At 70.0% G+C, this 15736-nt stretch carries 22 protein-coding genes and 1 pseudogene; 4 read left to right on the forward strand and 19 right to left on the reverse strand.

Translation table 11 applies throughout. The features are described from left to right. The first annotated feature begins 2 nt into the window (after positions 1 to 2). The gene (hemQ, locus tag ACWCO2_RS15065; RefSeq protein WP_450128308.1) at positions 3 to 698 is read left to right on the forward strand and encodes a hydrogen peroxide-dependent heme synthase; all 696 of its coding nucleotides are present in this window, start codon (positions 3 to 5) and stop codon (positions 696 to 698) included. Here hemQ and ACWCO2_RS15070 read toward each other — a convergent pair. From ACWCO2_RS15070 to ACWCO2_RS15090, 5 genes are all read right to left on the reverse strand, one after another. Continuing rightward, positions 670 to 1596, reverse strand: a complete 927-nt coding sequence (locus ACWCO2_RS15070) for a hypothetical protein (protein WP_450128309.1) — start codon at positions 1594 to 1596, stop codon at positions 670 to 672. The genes hemQ and ACWCO2_RS15070 overlap by 29 nt on opposite strands. A gap of 68 nt (positions 1597 to 1664) precedes the next feature. After that, entirely contained in the window at positions 1665 to 2054 is a 390-nt protein-coding gene (locus ACWCO2_RS15075; RefSeq protein WP_450128310.1) for a hypothetical protein, read from the reverse strand. Continuing rightward, complete coding sequence (locus ACWCO2_RS15080; RefSeq protein WP_450128311.1) at positions 2054 to 2266, reverse strand: hypothetical protein; 213 nt, start codon at positions 2264 to 2266, stop codon at positions 2054 to 2056. The genes ACWCO2_RS15075 and ACWCO2_RS15080 overlap by 1 nt, the downstream gene beginning before the upstream one ends. Positions 2267 to 2356: 90 nt before the next feature. Beyond that, a complete protein-coding gene (msrB, locus tag ACWCO2_RS15085; protein ID WP_450128312.1) occupies positions 2357 to 2770 on the reverse strand; it encodes a peptide-methionine (R)-S-oxide reductase MsrB in 414 nt (137 codons plus the stop codon). Then, positions 2746 to 3144, reverse strand: coding sequence for a hypothetical protein (locus ACWCO2_RS15090; RefSeq protein WP_450128313.1), 399 nt, complete (start codon positions 3142 to 3144; stop codon positions 2746 to 2748). Before ACWCO2_RS15090 ends, msrB begins: the two co-directional genes overlap by 25 nt. A 100-nt stretch (positions 3145 to 3244) precedes the next feature. Between ACWCO2_RS15090 and ACWCO2_RS15095 the strand changes: the two genes are divergently transcribed. Continuing rightward, a complete protein-coding gene (locus ACWCO2_RS15095; RefSeq protein WP_450128314.1) occupies positions 3245 to 4012 on the forward strand; it encodes a DUF4389 domain-containing protein in 768 nt (255 codons plus the stop codon). A gap of 4 nt (positions 4013 to 4016) precedes the next feature. Here the strand turns inward: ACWCO2_RS15095 and ACWCO2_RS15100 are convergent, their stop codons facing one another. Together ACWCO2_RS15100 and ACWCO2_RS15105 are read right to left on the reverse strand one after the other, a co-directional pair. Further along, positions 4017 to 4547, reverse strand: a complete 531-nt coding sequence (locus ACWCO2_RS15100; protein WP_450128315.1) for a phosphotransferase-like protein — start codon at positions 4545 to 4547, stop codon at positions 4017 to 4019. Between the two features lie 346 nt (positions 4548 to 4893). Next, positions 4894 to 6456, reverse strand: a complete 1563-nt coding sequence (locus tag ACWCO2_RS15105; protein ID WP_450128316.1) for an alpha/beta hydrolase — start codon at positions 6454 to 6456, stop codon at positions 4894 to 4896. 155 nt (positions 6457 to 6611) lie between these two features. Here ACWCO2_RS15105 and ACWCO2_RS15110 point away from each other — a divergent pair, with 155 nt between their 5' ends. Continuing rightward, positions 6612 to 7550, forward strand: coding sequence for an EamA family transporter (locus tag ACWCO2_RS15110; protein ID WP_450128317.1), 939 nt, complete (start codon positions 6612 to 6614; stop codon positions 7548 to 7550). Between the two features lie 466 nt (positions 7551 to 8016). On the opposite strand, the gene ACWCO2_RS15115 is transcribed toward ACWCO2_RS15110, so the two are convergent. The 11 genes and pseudogenes from ACWCO2_RS15115 to ACWCO2_RS15165 form a co-directional block, all read right to left on the reverse strand. Beyond that, entirely contained in the window at positions 8017 to 8919 is a 903-nt protein-coding gene (locus ACWCO2_RS15115; RefSeq protein WP_450128318.1) for a 2-dehydropantoate 2-reductase, read from the reverse strand. Next, complete coding sequence (locus ACWCO2_RS15120; RefSeq protein WP_450128319.1) at positions 8919 to 10028, reverse strand: ATP-dependent DNA ligase; 1110 nt, start codon at positions 10026 to 10028, stop codon at positions 8919 to 8921. The genes ACWCO2_RS15115 and ACWCO2_RS15120 overlap by 1 nt, the downstream gene beginning before the upstream one ends. Before the next feature lie 15 nt (positions 10029 to 10043). Then, positions 10044 to 10643, reverse strand: a complete 600-nt coding sequence (gene amaP / locus ACWCO2_RS15125; protein WP_450128320.1) for an alkaline shock response membrane anchor protein AmaP — start codon at positions 10641 to 10643, stop codon at positions 10044 to 10046. Continuing rightward, positions 10640 to 11176, reverse strand: coding sequence for a DUF6286 domain-containing protein (locus tag ACWCO2_RS15130; protein ID WP_450128321.1), 537 nt, complete (start codon positions 11174 to 11176; stop codon positions 10640 to 10642). The genes amaP and ACWCO2_RS15130 overlap by 4 nt, the downstream gene beginning before the upstream one ends. Positions 11177 to 11180: 4 nt before the next feature. After that, positions 11181 to 11552, reverse strand: a complete 372-nt coding sequence (locus tag ACWCO2_RS15135) for an Asp23/Gls24 family envelope stress response protein (RefSeq protein WP_450128322.1) — start codon at positions 11550 to 11552, stop codon at positions 11181 to 11183. Beyond that, positions 11549 to 11728: a hypothetical protein gene (locus tag ACWCO2_RS15140; RefSeq protein ID WP_450128323.1), complete on the reverse strand. Its 180-nt coding sequence runs from the start codon at positions 11726 to 11728 to the stop codon at positions 11549 to 11551. Before ACWCO2_RS15140 ends, ACWCO2_RS15135 begins: the two co-directional genes overlap by 4 nt. Before the next feature lie 72 nt (positions 11729 to 11800). Further along, positions 11801 to 12046: a hypothetical protein gene (locus ACWCO2_RS15145; RefSeq protein WP_450128324.1), complete on the reverse strand. Its 246-nt coding sequence runs from the start codon at positions 12044 to 12046 to the stop codon at positions 11801 to 11803. Next, positions 12043 to 12342: a hypothetical protein gene (locus ACWCO2_RS15150; RefSeq protein ID WP_450128325.1), complete on the reverse strand. Its 300-nt coding sequence runs from the start codon at positions 12340 to 12342 to the stop codon at positions 12043 to 12045. The genes ACWCO2_RS15145 and ACWCO2_RS15150 overlap by 4 nt, the downstream gene beginning before the upstream one ends. Positions 12343 to 12389: 47 nt before the next feature. Further along, positions 12390 to 12908: an Asp23/Gls24 family envelope stress response protein gene (locus tag ACWCO2_RS15155; protein ID WP_450128333.1), complete on the reverse strand. Its 519-nt coding sequence runs from the start codon at positions 12906 to 12908 to the stop codon at positions 12390 to 12392. Positions 12909 to 13235: 327 nt separating this feature from the next. Further along, positions 13236 to 13652 (reverse strand): annotated as a pseudogene (locus ACWCO2_RS15160) (RNA polymerase sigma factor); the annotation flags it as partial. After that, positions 13649 to 14401, reverse strand: a complete 753-nt coding sequence (locus ACWCO2_RS15165; protein WP_450128326.1) for a pyrimidine reductase family protein — start codon at positions 14399 to 14401, stop codon at positions 13649 to 13651. The gene ACWCO2_RS15165 and the pseudogene ACWCO2_RS15160, both read right to left, overlap by 4 nt. Before the next feature lie 105 nt (positions 14402 to 14506). On the opposite strand from ACWCO2_RS15165, the gene zapE reads away from it, so the two are divergent. Further along, positions 14507 to 15532, forward strand: coding sequence for a cell division protein ZapE (gene zapE, locus ACWCO2_RS15170; RefSeq protein ID WP_450128327.1), 1026 nt, complete (start codon positions 14507 to 14509; stop codon positions 15530 to 15532). On the opposite strand, the gene ACWCO2_RS15175 is transcribed toward zapE, so the two are convergent. After that, positions 15489 to 15736, reverse strand: a 248-nt coding sequence (locus ACWCO2_RS15175; protein ID WP_450128328.1) for a hypothetical protein, incomplete at its 5' end; no start/stop codon positions are given. The two genes, zapE and ACWCO2_RS15175, sit on opposite strands and share 44 nt — an antisense overlap.

Here is a 15736-nt window from a genome sequence, read left to right on the forward strand (position 1 = left end):
ACATGGCGCGGCTGAACTACGACGAGCTCAACGACACCATTCGCTACACCATGTGGTCGGTGTTCCGGATCGAGCAGGGCACCCTGCCCGAGGACCGGGCCAAGGCCGCTCAGGTGACCCAGGAGTACCTGGACTCGCTGGCCGAGTCCGGCGTCGTGGTCCGCGGCGTCTACGACGTCTCCGGCCTGCGGGCTGACGCGGACTTCATGATCTGGTGGCACTCCGAGGAGATCGAGCAGGTCCAGGCCGCCTACACCGGGTTCCGCCGCGAGACCCCGCTCGGCCAGTCCTCCGAGCCGGTGTGGAGCAACGTCGCGCTGCACCGCCCGGCGGAGTTCAACAAGAGCCACATCCCGGCGTTCCTGGCCGGTGAGGAACCGCGCAAGTACATCTGCGTGTACCCGTTCGTGCGCTCCTACGAGTGGTACCTGCTGCCCGACGACGAGCGCCGCAAGATGCTGGCCGACCACGGCAAGGAAGCCCGCGACTACCCGGACGTCCGGGCGAACACGGTGGCCTCCTTCGCGCTCGGCGACTACGAGTGGATGCTGGCCTTCGAAGCCGACGAGCTGCACCGCATCGTCGACCTGATGCGCCACCTGCGCAGCACCGAGGCCCGCCTCCACGTCCGCGAGGAGATCCCGTTCTACACGGGCCACCGGGTCGACGTCACCGACCTGGTGACCCGGCTCCCCTGACGGTCTGCGTCAACCGAGCTCCGATGTCCCGCGCGGGGTCGGGGTCGCCTGGTTCTCCGGGTGGCACCGACCCCGCGCGGTCGTTCCGCTGAGCGATCTGCTGGGGCGGAACGCCCGGCTTGGGCAGGTTCGCCTGGGTCGGCGTGTCCGCCTTGGGCAGGTTCGCCTGGGTCGCGGTGTCCGGCTTGGACAGGTTCGCCTGGGTCGCGGTGTCCGGCTTGGACAGGTTCGCGCTGATGGTGCGCTGCAGGTGCCGGTGCACGCTGTTGAACTCCTGGCGCAGCCCCAGGACCTGCCTGCTGAGCGCGTCGCCCTGCGACAGCGTGTCGGTCTCGACGGCGCGCAGCAGCACGCCGAGATGTCCGTGCAAGCGCTGGTGCACGTCGACGAACCGGACGATCTGCTGCTGCGTCTCCAGCGGCGGCGATGTGCGCGCGACCGCCTTGACCATGGTCTCCTGCCAGCGCTGAGCGGTCTGGCGGTAGTGCCGGTCGGCGGCCACCCGGTAGTGCGGCGCGACCTGGCCGTCCATGGCGGTGCGGATCAGCTCCTGGCTGCTGTCCACGAGCTCGCGGGCGCTGGTGGTGATCGCGTACGCCCACTCCCACTGCTCGGTCTGCGTGCTGGTCTTGCGCTCCTCCCGAGCTTCCTCCAGCTGGCTCTGCGCCAGCTTGATCTGCTCCCAGGCCCGCTCCGCCTGCGTGCGGGCGTTCTGGGCCGCCTTCGTGGCCTTCTCCGCTTGGCCCTCGGCGGCGGTCACCAGGCGGCGCATCGCTTCCGTCTGCTGCGCCGCCTCACGGGCCTCGCGTCGGGCCAGCACCAACTGCCACCCGGCGACCCCGACGGCCACGATCGCCAGTCCTGCGGCGACCCACGTGACCACGTGCTCCCAACTCATGCGCCAAACGCTGACACAACAGACTGACCCGCTGATCCAGCTGAGGACAATCTCACGTTGCGATTCGGCTACGCGGCTTGCCGGCCGCCGCTCACCAGTTGATGAGCACGTTGGTAGGACACGCCGAGAACCTGTCCGATCTCCCGCATGGACAGGCCGATGTCGTGCAAGGTGGCGGCGGCGCCGCGGAGTTCCTCTGCGGCCTTCCCCTGCGCCTGAGCCGCCTCGGCTCGAAGTGCCTCCGCCCGGTCCAAGCGTTCCTGCACCTCGGCGGGGAGGTCGATGTGGATGTCCAGCTCGATGTCGCCAGCAGGCTTGTCCGTCATGATCTCGATCAGATCCTGCGCCATTTCCCTGATCTCTGACACTTTGCGAGCTTGGGTTGTTCTTTCGACCGCAGGAACCCTGATCATCCAGAACTTTCCGTCACGAGTGACGTGCACGTCGTAGGTCGTCATCACAGCCACCACTTCTCCCCGAGTTCCTTCTGGCACTCCTTGAAGATGTCCATGGCGGTGTTCTCACCGATCTCGCTGTGTCTCGGAATCGGTAGCCGCATCTCGCCTAGCTGGTAGATCGTGTGGTTCCCGCCTTCTCGGGCGAATCCCCAGCGGATCTTCCTGCGCTTCGCCGCCTTGGCGATCTTCTTCAGGAGGCCGCGTTGCTTCACGAGCCTATGTCTACCCAAGGCTTGACGCAACCGTCAACTTTGCTATTGACACCCCACTCGAACTAGTGATCAGTTCGAGATCGATGATCGTCAGTCCGCCGGCACCAGTCGGACGGCGATGGAGTTGATGCAGTAGCGCTGGTCGGTGGGGGTGGCGTAGCCCTCGCCCTCGAACACGTGGCCCAGGTGGCCGTGGCAGGCCGCGCACAGGACCTCGACGCGGACCATGCCGAGGGAGCGGTCCTCGCGCAGGATCACCGCGTCGCTGTCGGCCGGGTCGTAGAACGACGGCCAGCCGCAGTGCGACTCGAACTTGGTCTGGCTGCGGAACAGCTCCGCTCCGCAGCCGCGGCACTCGTAGATGCCGGTGGTCTTGGTGTCGACGTACTCGCCCTGCCAGGCCGGCTCGGTGGCGGCTTGCCGCAGCACGGCGTACTCGTTCGGGCTGAGCTGCTCCTGCCACTCGGCGTCGGTCTTGCTCACCTTCGGCGTCCCTGCATCCATGCGTCCACGCTAATCCGACTCAAGATCAACTGCACAGTCGCAGGATCAGATCGAGTCGAACACCACCGCCGACGGTTCAGCCGGAAGGTGTTGATGACGAAGGTGAGGGCGTTCCAGACCGTGTAGAGGACGCCGAGGAGGATCAGCGCGACCACTGCGACCGCCACGAGGCGGCGGTGGCCGCCGGTGCGGTTGACGCTCTGGGCGAAGTCGTCCACGCCGCGCAGCATGCCCTCGACGGTGGCGTCGGCGTTCGGCCGGCGCATCCGGTCGCGGTGCGCTGCGAAGGCCTGGACCTCGGGATCCTCCGGGTCGAGCCCGTCGAGGTCGTCGCCGAGGCGAGCGGTCTGGTCGTCCGGTTCGCCGCGCTCCACAGCACCACCGTATCGCCTCGTCACCGCGCTGCGGACGATCTGCCGATTACCGCGTTGGTGGGTAACCTCCAGCCCGATCCACTTAGGACAGGAGGCGCCGATGACCGCGCAGCCACCAGACCTGTTCCGCCCGGAGCTGGACGTCACGCCGCCCGAGCTGCAGCGGCGCTGGACCGTCCTGCTGCGAATCCTGCTGCTCATCCCGCACTTCATCGTGCTGTGGTTCGTCTCGATCGCGGCCGCGGTGGTGGTGATCATCGGCTGGTTCGCCGCGCTGTTCCTCGGCCGCCTGCCGGACTGGATCTCCGGTTTCCTGACCCTCTTCGTCGGCTACCACGCGCGCGTGTCGGCGTCCCAGCTGCTGCTCGTCGACCGGTACCCGCCGTTCCTGGTGGACCAGCCGGACTACCCGGTTCAGATCGAGGTCCGGCCGGAGGAGTTGAACCGGCTGGCAGTGTTCTTCCGGCTCATCCTGGTGATCCCGGCGGCGGTGGTCAGCGCGGTCGTCGCCCACGGCTGGGCCGTCCTGGCGTTCTTCATCTGGCTGATCGTGCTGGTCCTGGGCCGCACCCCGCGCCCGGTGTTTGACGCCGCCGCGGCGGCGCTGCGCTGGGGATTCCGCACGAACGCCTACTTCTACCTGCTCACCGGTGCCTACCCGCGCAAGCTCTTCGGCGAGGCGAAGGCGGAGGAGAACCCACCGCGCCAGTCGCCCGGCACGCGCCCGCTGGTGATGTCCAAGGGCGGCAGGGTGCTGCTGATCGTGTTCATCGCCTTGGGTGTGCTCGGCCTGCTCGCCGCCGGCGCCGCGCAGTCGACCTACCAGCAGCAAAACCTGTACCAGCGGGAATACCAGTGGGCGTTCTAGCGCCTCAGACGACGGCTTCCGTCCAGCGGCGCAGGATCTCCTCGACGGTCTGCTCAGGTGTCTGGTCGGAGGTGTCCAGCCACAGGCCCAGGCGTGGTGTGTGCTCGTGCAGCACCTTGTTCAGCTCGGCGATCTGAAAGATGCCGTAGGCGTCCTTGCCACGACCCACTTCGCGCTCGGCGATCGCCTCGACGTCCGGGGCGAGCACGACCACCAGCAGCGGACGGCTGCGGACGTGCTCGACCAGCTCGGTCAGGTGTTCGCCGAGCACGACGTCCTGCACGACGACGGTGAAACCCTCGGTGAAGTAGGCGTCCGCGGTCTGCGCGGTCAGCCGGTGCCGCAGCCGCAGCTGGCGCAGCGCCTCGTCGGACGGCGTCGCCGTCATCTCCTCGCGGCCGCCGACCACCATGCGGCGGAACGCGTCGCCTCGCAGGTGCACCGAGCGGGGCAGGCGTTCGGCGATGCCTTGCGCGATCGTCGACTTCCCGGCGGCCTGGATGCCGGTGATCAGCAGGATGGCACGGTCGAGCATGGAGCTCCTTCGGTCGGAGGAACTGATCATTTCACCCGCATGCCGGATTCGCCGGGAGCGTTCTCGATACCCGCTACTGATTGCAATGGATTGATGGGTTCCGAGCAGCTCGATGGAGCACATCGGTTCGCTCGGGCGGCGGTGTCGCCATTGCTCCGTTGGCGTGCACCATCGCACGTGCTGTATTTCCCACGAAGCGGGAGGCCAACATGGTCCGCACCGAAGTCGAGCGCGCTCCGCAAGCCAAGGGTGGTTGCAGCTGCTGCGGTAGCTGCAGCGGTCCATCCTGTGGCTGCTGCCCCAGCTGCGGCTGAGCGGCGTGGGTCTGCCCGGGGTGTTTGCGGGATCACTCCGGGCAGGCCATGCCGTCCGTCGGGACGGCGCCCTGCAGCAGGAACTTGCTGACGGCGTCGGTGGCGCACTGGGAACGGCCGATCGCACCGTGCCCGGCGCCCTGCCAGCGCACCAGCACGCCGGTCGGCAGCTGCTCGGCCAGGTGCTCGCTGCCCGACTCCAGCACCATCGGATCGTTCGCGGTGCTGATCACCGGGATCGGCGGCAGGTCGGGGCGGCGCGGCGCGGGCAGCGGTTGCTGCGGGACCGGCCACGACCCGCACCACACCAGCCGCTGAGCTGCGGCACCGCCGAACAGCGGGAACCTGCTCACCAAGTCCGTCGCTAGCTCGCTGGCGCGCTGCGGCGGCACCCGCAGCGTGGTGTCGTTGCAGCTGGTGATCAGCTCGCCGTCCAGCCACGGCGGGTTGGCACCCTGCGCGGTGACCAGCGGCGCGCTGATCTTCGCCAGCCCAGCACCGTCACCGCGGTTCGCTGCGGCCAACGCATCGGCCAGCGCGGGCCAGCTGTTGCGGTCCGCCAGTCCGAGCAAGATCGCCTGCACCACACGACCGCTGCCGACGGAGGTCTCCGGAGCCGGTAGCGGATCCTTGCGCGTGCGGTCGATGAGATCGCTGACCGCCTTGCGCGGATCCGGGCCGAGCGGGCAGCCGCGACTGCTGCAGTCCGCGGCGAAAACGTCGAAGACCTCCTCCGCGCTCTGCGCCTGGAGCTCCGCCTGCCCGATGGCGTCGCGGGTCGGGTCCGGCGCACCGTCCAGCACCAGCCGGCCCACCGAGGTCGGGAACCGCTCGGCGTAGGTGGTCAGCAGCCGGGACGCTTCGCCGCGGCCGATCGCGTGCAGCTTCGGCACGCCCAAGTCCAGGCGGAGTTCTTCGAGGTCGGAGGCGGCCCGCCAGGTGTCGTAGGCCTGCAGCCGCTCGTCGAGGTCGAGCAGGCACTCCTGGCTGGCGCGCAGCACCGAGTCCAGCAGCCGGTCCAGGTCGGCGCGGTCGGTGGCGCGCGCGTCGAAGCCGACGATGTCCTCGCGCTGCGGCTGCGGCACGCAGTCGGCCGGATCGGACTCGCCGGTGCCGCGCCGGTCCATGCCGATGATGTCGAAGGTGTTCAGCAGCTGCGGCAGCTGCGCGGCCATCCGCGCGGCGAAGGTGGTGCCGGGCTCGCCGCCGATGTCACCGACCACCACCAGCGGCACGCGCTCCCCGGAGCCGACGCGGATCAGCGCGTTGCGCGCGGTGCCGCGCTCCGGGGCCTCCGGCGAGTCGAGCGTGCTCAGCAGCTGCGAGCAGTCGACGGTCAGGCCCGGCGGTAGAGCGCCGCCCAGCTCGTCGCGGGTCTGGTCGGTGCAGTCCGACCAGTTGAGCATGTCGTCGGCGGGTCCGCCGAGCTCCGGGACGGGCGCCGGTTTCGGCGGCTGCGGCGCGGGCGCGACCTGCTGGTCGCCGTCCTGGAAGGCGACCGCCGGGCGGTCCGACGGGCCAGCGGAGCACGCCGTGAGGACCACCAGCAGCAACGGCAGCAGCACGGCCCCGGCCCGATGAGTGGTGCGCGGCACGGGTACTCCTCGTCGGCGAAGCGCGGTGGCAGAACCCGGTCAGCATCGCATGATCGAGGTGAGGCTCCGGTGAGGGCCCTGACATTTCGGTGGGCGGCCCGGCGGTGCCGAGCTAACGTGCGGCGGTAGGCGAACTCGGATTGCGAAGGGGGATCGTGCACGTCGCGCAGACCAGCTCGAGCGCATCGTCGAGCGGGCGACCGCTGTTCAGCTTGGGGCACGCCTCAGCACGAGCGCTCGGCGCGATCCCGCCGCCGATGCTGGTGCTGGTGGGCGTGGTCAGCCTCCAGGTCGGCGCGGCCTTCGCCAAACAACTGTTCGGCATGGCGGGCGCGTCCGGTGTGGTGGCGCTGCGGCTGTCCTTCGCCGCGCTGATCCTGCTGGCGGTCTGGCGCCCATCGCTGCGCATGGACCGCAAAACGCTGCTGGTGGTGGCCGGTTACGGCTCCGTGCTGGCGGGCATGAACGTCTGCATCTACCAGGCGTTCGAACGGATCCCGCTGGGCGCGGCGGTGACTATCGAGTTCCTCGGACCGCTCGCGGTGGCGATGATCGGCTCGCGCCGCAAGCTGGACGTCGTGTGGGCGGTCCTGGCCGGTCTCGGCGTGTTCCTGCTGTCCCGGGTCGAGGGCGGTCTGGACCCGGTCGGCGTGGCCTTCGCACTCCTGGCGGGCGCTCTGTGGGCTGGCTACATCCTGGTCGGCGCGAAGCTCGGCAGCCGAACCACCGGAGGCTCCGGCCTCGCCCTGGGCATGGCCTTCGGCGCCCTGGTGGCGGCCCCGTTCGGCATCGCCGAGGCAGGAACGTCCCTGCTGCACCCGGCGGTGTTGGTCGCCGGCCTGATGGTCGCCCTGATGTCCTCGGTGATCCCGTACTCCCTCGAACTCGAGGCGCTCCGCCGAATGCCTCCGAGGGTCTTCGGCATCCTGATGAGCCTCGAACCCGCAGTAGCGGCCCTAGCCGGCCTCCTGGTCCTGGGCGAACTCCTCGGCGCCTGGCAATGGGTAGCGATCGCTTGCGTAGTCGCAGCCTCAGTCGGCTCGGTGAGCACCACCAAGAACGACGACAAACTCAAGGACACCGGCGCCAACTGAGCACACCCGTCGCCGCCTCGCCTCACCGTCGGTGAGTCGTGCGCCCGACACGCCGAGAGCTGTGGACAACTCGCCCGGTCTGTGGAGTTCTTCCGCAATTTCAAGGAGGTTTTGCCAGGCTCGTTTTGCGTGGCGGTGCGGGTGGCGGAACCTCAGACGTCGCCTGGCTGCGGGATCCCGTTTTTATGTATGTCCAATACACGGCAAACGGGCTGTCCTCGCCAAGAGCCCAAGTCGGGCGGGCACAGTCTGAGAACCCGCGGCGGTGCCGGTTGCGGGGGTGGGCTATGCGCCTGCGGCGCATGCGACCCTCGCTGCGCGGTGTCGGTCGTGCTTCGCGGTCACCAGCCGGACAGGATGAAAAGGGCTCAATGGACATCAGACGTCTGATTTCCAATTGAATTTGATCCTGGTCGGTGACCACCGGGAAGCCTTGTCGGCCCGGGAGGTGCTCCGAGACCGGTGGTCAGACCGCTGGGAGCTTGGTGGGGTGGAGTGCCCGCATGAGGGTTAGGAGGGTTCTGTTGAGGGGGACTGGGATGTTGTGGGTGGTTGCTGCTCGGACGAGGGGGCCCGTGATGTGTTCGTGTTCTGTTGGTAGGCCGGCGATTCGGTCGTAGAGCATCGACGTTCCGTTTGTCGGGGGGAACCTTTCGATGTAGTCGGCCAGGACCCGTTCGGCGTCGGAGTGGGTGAGGTTCGCGCCTTCGGCCCGGGCCACATCGACCGCCTCGGCGAGTACGCCTGCGCACAGTTCCTGGACGTCGGGTTCGGAGAGGACGTCCAGGCGGCGGAGGGTGAGGGCGGTAATGGGGTTCGGGGCCAGGTTGGTGAGCATCTTTCGCCATGCCGCAGTGTGGAAGTCGTCGGTCGGGCGGATGGTCAGGGCGTCGCCGGCGAGCAGATCGGCGAAGCGCTCACCGACTTCGCCCGCTTCGACCTGCATCGTCATGGGGGAGCGGCGGACCACGTGGCCGGGGCTGACCCGTTCGGCCGCGACGTAGATCAGCGCGGGCAGGACCGGGCCGCGCAGGTTCATCGCGGCGACCGACTCTCGGTGCTCAACTCCGTTCTGCACCACCACGATCGGCGCGCGGCCGTCGTCCAGGCGCTGCAGCCAGCCGGTCGTGCTCGGCACGTCCTGGACCTTGGTGGTCAGCAGGATCCAGTCGGCTTCGCCGAGCTCGCCGGGGTCGGTCACCACCGATGCCGGGACTTCTCCGGTGCCTTCCGGGGTTTCCACCGTCAACCGGTCGAACGGGGTTCGCACGCACAGCGACACCTCGTGCCCGGCGGCATGCGCTGCCGCTGCGAGAACTCCACCGATGCCGCCAGAACCGATCACCGCGATGTGCACGGCGACGGACATTACCCGTTCGAACGGGTTTCGCGATCCACGTCGCCGACCAGCACCGCGTCGAGGGCGTAGCGCGTCGGCTCGTCCAGCTGGTCGTAGCGGCAGGACTCCGGATCGCGGTCCGGGCGCCACCGGACGAACTGCGTGGTGTGGCGGAACCGGGCCGGATGCCCGCCTTCGGTGTGGTCGTAGGAGACCTCGACGACCCGCTCCGGCCGCAGCGGCACCCACGGCTGCTCGCTGCTGCTCCAGCGGTTCACCGACCCTGGCAGCCGTCGGCCCGTCGCGTTCTCGCCCAGCCACGGGTGCTCGCCGTCGGTGATGAGCTCGGCGAGTTCGGTGGCCAGCTCGCGTCGCCGTGCGGCGGGGAACGCGCCCACGACGCCGACGTGGTGCAGCACCCCGTGCTCGTCGTGCAGGCCCAGCTGCAGCGATCCCACCGCGGTGCCGGGTTCGGTCTTGGCGTGCCAGCGCAATCCGGCGACCACGCAGTCGGCGGTGCGCGAGTGCTTGATCTTGAGCATGGTCCGCTTGCCGGGCAGGTAGGCGCCGCCGGTGGGTTTGGCGATGATGCCGTCCAGACCGGCACCCTCGAACACCCGGAACCACTCCGCGGCGGTGTCCGGGTCGTCGGTGACCGGCGTGGTGCGCAGGCCGCTGCTGTCGAGGCCGAGCCCGGCGAGCAGTTCGCGGCGCTCGGTCTGCGGGGCTTCGGTGAGGTCGCGGTCGTCCAGGGCGAGCAGGTCGAAGGCGATGAAGGTGGCCGGGGTCTGCTCGGCGAGCATCCGGACTCGGCTGGTGGCCGGGTGGATGCGCTCGCCCAGGACGTCCCAGTCCAGTCGGTCGCCCACGTCGTCGCGCTGGATCACCACCAGCTCGCCGTCCAGCACCGCCGGACGCCGGACGTGCTCGGCGACGGTGGCCAGCACCTCGGGGAAGTAGCGGTTGAGCGACCGGCCGGTGCGGGACTGCAGCTGCACCGGGGAGTCGGCCTGCGGATCGACGAACACCAGACAGCGGAAACCGTCCCACTTCGGCTCGAACAGCAGGCCGCCCTGCCGCGGGAGGCCGTCGGTCGGACTGGCCAGCATCGGTTTCACCGGCGGCTGCAGGGGGAGCACAGCGGACCTCCTCGGTCAGTGGACGCGTTGGCGGGGAGCCCGGTCCAGTTGCAGGCGGATCGCCGTGGGCAAGGTATCCGTCCCCAGCGCTTCGCGGGCGCGGGAAAGGACTTTCGCGTCGAGATCTCCCCACACCTGCTTGACGTCAGTTCCCTCCTGCAGCGACAGCGTCAGCCGCAGCGACGGGCGCTGCTCGGTACCGGCCATCCGGACTCGCGCCCGGTTGACGCCGGTGACCTGTTCGGCGTCGGCGCGCACCGCCTCGGTCAGCGCTGCGGCGGTCACCGTCAGCTCGCCGTTGCCGCGCTCCAGCCGCACGTCCGGGCGGGATTCCGGGCGCAGCGCCCGGACCACCCACCACAGGCCCAGGACGAACAGCGCGATGCCGACCGCGATCCCGATCCCGAGGGCGAGCTGCGAGTTCTCGCTCAGCCACTGCACCAGGATCGGATCAGCCAGCGGGCGCTGCGCCCGGAACAGGCCGAGCCAGCCGGTCCCGACCAGCAGCGCTGCGGCGCCGAGCACCACGGCGAGCACCGCGATCAGCACGATCACGCCGCGTTCGAAGCCCATGCCGCGACCGGTCGGGGTGGTGCTCGGCTTGATCTCGGTCATCGACGCTCCTTGGGCGTGCTCACCGACACCAGCACCTTGGGAGTGCTGCGCAGCGGAAGGTCCTGCACGGCGGTCTCGGCGGTCTCGGTCAACCGACCCGGCAGGTCGCCGACCTCCCTGAACTGCGAACTCGCCTTGACCTGCACGCGCTTGGCGCTCGCGGTGACTGCGGCGGTGGCGACGCCGTCCTGGTCGCGCACCTGGTGCCCGACCAGCCGGGCCAGCGACCGCGGATCGGTGGTCACGGTGACTTCCGGGGCCGGGTCGTGCAGCCGGATCTCCCGACGCCGCGAGCCCGTCACGACGATCAGCAGGACCAGCCCGGCCACGAGCACCAGTGCGGCGGTCACCCGGACCGGCGCGTCGTCCCACGACGTCACGCTCAGCGCGGCGTGGATGCGCTGCCAGGGCACGATCAGGCCGCCGCGGCCCGGCTGCACCAGCGCTGCCACCGCCTCGATCGCCAGCACCGCTCCAGCAGCGGCGACGGCGACACCGAGCAGCGTCGTGATCAGGCGAACCAGAAATCGCATGTCCTCACTCCACCCGCGGTGGCGCATCCGCGGCGACCAGCCCGGACACGGTCACGTCGACGGTGCGCACCTGGCAGTCGGCCAGGCGCGTCAGCTCTTCGCCGATCCGGGTGCGCAGCGCCGCGATGGCCTCGCGGACCGGCGCCGGGTAGCGCAGCGCGACGTCCAGCCGGACCCGCAGCGCGTCGTTCGGGCCGGACACCTGGGCGCTCGCTCCGTGCCCGCCGAGCCCGACCCCGGCGATCCGTCGGCGCGTACGCGCGGAGCCCGGATCCTGGTCCGCGGTGTGCTCGGCGATCTTGCGCAGGACCGTGCGGCTGATGTGCAACCGGCCCCGGTCGGCCGGGTCGGCGCGCTCGGCGGCCTCGGTGCTCATCGGTCGCGCCCGCGACCGAGGATGTCGCCGATCTCCAGCTCACCGTCCAGCAACCGGCCGACCACCAGCCCGAGCACACCGACCAGCAGTGCGATCAGGAAACCGGTGAATCCGCCGATCGCGGCGGCCGCGCCGAGGATCAGCCCGGCGAGCAGACCGGTCTGTGTCCAATTCATCTGGCAAACCCTCCAAAGGACTGGCTCGGTGCTCGAGCCGACGAAGATCGACACCAGTGCGGGGAAAGGCTCTCATCGGACCCGGGGTGGCTGCTTGCGGCGGGCTCGCCAGTCGCGGATCCGGTGCAGCAGCCCGCGGATCCCGCGCGGCCGGTGCACCACCACGATCGGCGCGTCGTAGCGGTCGCGGCCCGCGCGCAGTTCGGCGAGCCCGGCGGCGAACGCCTCCGGGTCGCCCCCGACGTCCGGGTGGTTGGCCCGGACGAACGCGCGGATCGCCCGGCGGGTGTCCGGATCCTGCTGCACAGCGACCATCATGCGCCCTCCGGCGGATCGTCGGGGCCGAACACGTCGGCCACCGTGATGTCCACCGGAATCCCGCCGACGGCCGCGGTCAGCTCGCCGCGCAGCTCGGCCACCACCCCCGGCAGCGGTCGGTCCAACCGCAGCACCACCGCGATCTCGACCGCGTCGTCGCCCACCCGGACCCCGGTGATCTGCTGCCCGGGCTGGTAGGTGGCGATCTCGCCGTACCGGCCGCCGTGCAGCCGCACCACCGAGGGGTGCGCCAGCACCCGGTCGGCCAGCTCGCTGGCGGAAACCTGCTCCGGCATTCGGTGGACGTCCTCCTGGAGATCGGGTGTGTGCTGCTACCGCTCGGTCATTCGACGCGGGAGGTGGCGGGCTGGACGGTTTCTTCGCCGTCCTCGTTGGGCAGGTGGATGTCGTTGACCACGATGTTGACCTCGATGACGTCCAGCCCGGTCATCCGCTCGACCGCGGTGATCACGTTGCGCCGCACCGCGCGCGCGAGGTCCACGATGGACGCCCCGTACTCGACCACGATGTCCAGGTCGACCGCGGCCTGCTTCTCGCCGACCTCGACCTGCACGCCGGAGGTGGAGGAAGTGCCGCTGCCGCCCGGGATCCGGTCCCGGATGGCGCCGAAGGCGCGGGAGACCCCGCCGCCCATCGCGTACACCCCGGAGATCTCGCGGGCCGCGATCCCGGAGATCTTCTGCACCACCGAGGCCGCGATGGTGGTCTTGCCCTGCGCGGTGTCGTCGGCCAGTCGGGTCGGTGCCGTGCTGGTGCGGGTCTCGGAGATCCGCCGGCTCTCGGTGCCGCGCTCGCTCGAAGACGACTGCGCGTCCTGGGTTCCTCCGCTGTTCTGAGCCATGGAAATACCGCTCCTTCCCGGTTGCGCCGAAGCCGCGGCCCGGCGTGATCTGCTGTGCATCGGATGCGCGCACCCGATCTGATCTTGCGCGGCTGGGCGCCGCATCGCCAATCTCATGTCGTTCTCTGCGGTTCGACGTCGGCGATGCGCACCCACACCGCCGGTGCTCCCGCGCCCAGGACGTCCCGCAGCGCGGAGGTCAGCTCCTGCTGGATCTGCTCGGTCAGCGTCGCGGGCAGCAGGTAGCGCACCGCCAAGTCCATGAGGGCGCGTTCCACCAGGCCGTGCGGCGGGTCGACCGGGATCCGCGCGGCGCACCTCCGCGATCTCCTCGTAGCTCAAGCCTTCCAACTCCCACAGTACGAGGGGAACACGTTGCGAGGGTTCGAGCGTGTTGATGGCCCGATGCACGAGCGCGGCTTCCTCGCTGCGAACCGCGTGGCCTTCCGGATCGACCGTGTCCCGACCGGAGAGCACCTCCGCCGTCGGCTCCAGCGGCACCGTGGGTTTGCGGCGGCGGACCTGGGCCAGGGCCGAATCGCCGCGGAACCGCGCCAGGCCCCACCAAGCCGACACCCACGCCTCCTGCACCGCGTCCTCGGCCTCCGCGGAATCGCCGAGGATCCGGTAGGCGATCCGGTACATGGTGGCGGTGTGCTTGCGGACCAGTTGGTCGAAGGCGGTCGCGTCGCCGCTTTTCGCAGCAGCCACGAGCGCCTCGTCGGTGCTGGCCCCAACAGTCACTCGCGCATTCTCGCGTAACGCAGGAGCAGCAGCGATTCCGCGTGCAGAACCGACTCCAGCCGCATCGCCCGGGGCGGCTCGGCACCGGCGCCCGCGGCGATCCGACCGGCATCTCCACTGGCCAACAGCGGTGACAGGGTCAGGCACATCTCGTCGACGAGGTCCTGGTCGATCAGGGAGCCGAAGAGCCGCGGGCCACCTTCGCAGCCGATGCGGCGCAGCCCGCGCTCGTCCAGCGCGTCCAGCGCCACCCGCAGATCCACTTCCCGGTCCCCGGTGACGACGACGTCGGCGCCCGCATCGGCGAGTTCGGCCCGGCGTTGCGCGGGGGCGGATTCGGTGGTGAGCACGATGGGCGGCACCAGGGTGTCGGTCAGCAGCGGCGAGTCCGGGGGCAGCGATGCGCGCGCGGTGACCAGCGCGATCGGCGGGACCTCCGACATGCCCAGGCGCTCGCGTCGCTCCGTGCGGACCTCGTGGCGCTTGACGCCGTGGTAGCCCTCGACCATCGCGGTGCCGACGCCGACCAGGACCACGTCGGAGGCCTCCCGGATCAAGCCGAACACCCGCTGGTCGACCGGCGCGGACAGGCCGCCCGAAGCGCCCTCGACGGTGACCGCGCCGTCCAGGCTGGAGACGAAGTTGACCCGCACCCAGGGGCGTTCCAGATGCTCGGGGTAGGTGTAGAACTGTTCCAGCTCGTCGTCCACCTGCTGCGCGCCGTCCAGCGGCCAAAGCCTGTCCACCACACGCCAATCCCACCACGTCTGCCGAGGCCCGGCCGGGGTGGTGGGTGAGCAGGAGCACGTGCCCGCACGGCCGGGCGGCCCAGTGCCCGGAGATAGAGTCAGCGCATGAGTTTCCCGCGTCTGGTGGACCGCCGTCCTGATCTCACCCCGGACGAGCTGGTCCAGGCGATGACCCCGCCACCCATGTTCGACGCGGTGCGCTTCGACACCTACCTGCCCAACCCCGACGAGCCCAGCCAGTCGGAAGCCGTCCGGGAGTGCGCGACCTTCGCCGAGCGGATCAACTCCGACAGCAGCGGCGGGTCGTGGCTGCGCGGGATGTTCGGCCGCAAGAAGCCCGACAGCGGCAAGCGCGGCCTCTACCTCGACGGCGGGTTCGGCGTCGGCAAGACCCACCTGCTGGCCTCGCTGTGGCACGCCACCGAGGGCCGCAAGTCCTTCGGCACGTTCGTCGAGGTGACCAGCCTGGTCGGCGCCCTGGGCTTCGCCGAGACCGTCCGGCGGCTCTCCGAGCACGAGCTGCTGGCCATCGACGAGTTCGAACTGGACGACCCCGGTGACACGATGCTGGTCACCCAGCTGATCGCGAAGCTCACCGACGCCGGTGTGCACGTCGCGGCCACCTCCAACACCCTGCCGGACAAGCTCGGCGAGGGCCGCTTCGCGGCGGCGGACTTCCTCCGTGAGATCCACGCGATGTCGGCCCGCTTCGGCGTCGTGCGAGTCGACGGCCCGGACTACCGGCACCGCGGTCTGCCGGACGCGCCGCCGCCGATGAGCGACGACGAGCTGCACCGCCTCGCCGAGGCGACCGACGGCTCAACGCTGGACGACTTCGACGTGCTGTGCGACTTCCTCGCCAGCGTGCACGCCTCGAAGTACGGCCGCCTGGTCGACGACGTGACCGCGGTCCACCTCAGCGGCGTGCACGCGGCCCCCGACCAGGACGTGGCGCTGCGCCTGGTCGCCCTCGCCGACCGCCTCTACGACCGTTCGATCCCGGTGCGAGTCTCGGGCGAATCGCTCTCGACGCTGTTCACCGAGGAGATGCTGCATGGCGGCTACCGCAAGAAGTACCTCCGCGCGATCAGCCGCCTGACGGCCCTCTCCCGAGACCTCGCCGCTTCCTGACGCTCCGCCTCACCCCCGTGAGCACTTTCCGGTGCCACAGCACCAAAAAGTGCTCACGGCACACCACCTGCGGAATGCCTTGCGTCACCCGGGGTTGTGTCAATTTCGCGGCGTCGCCGACCAGCGGCCACACGAACGGCGCGCCCAGCTTGCCGCGGACCACGTCGATGAACGGGGCGTCCAGCACCATCTTGCCGTCGAGCT

This window comes from Saccharopolyspora sp. NPDC002376, assembly GCF_053593195.1.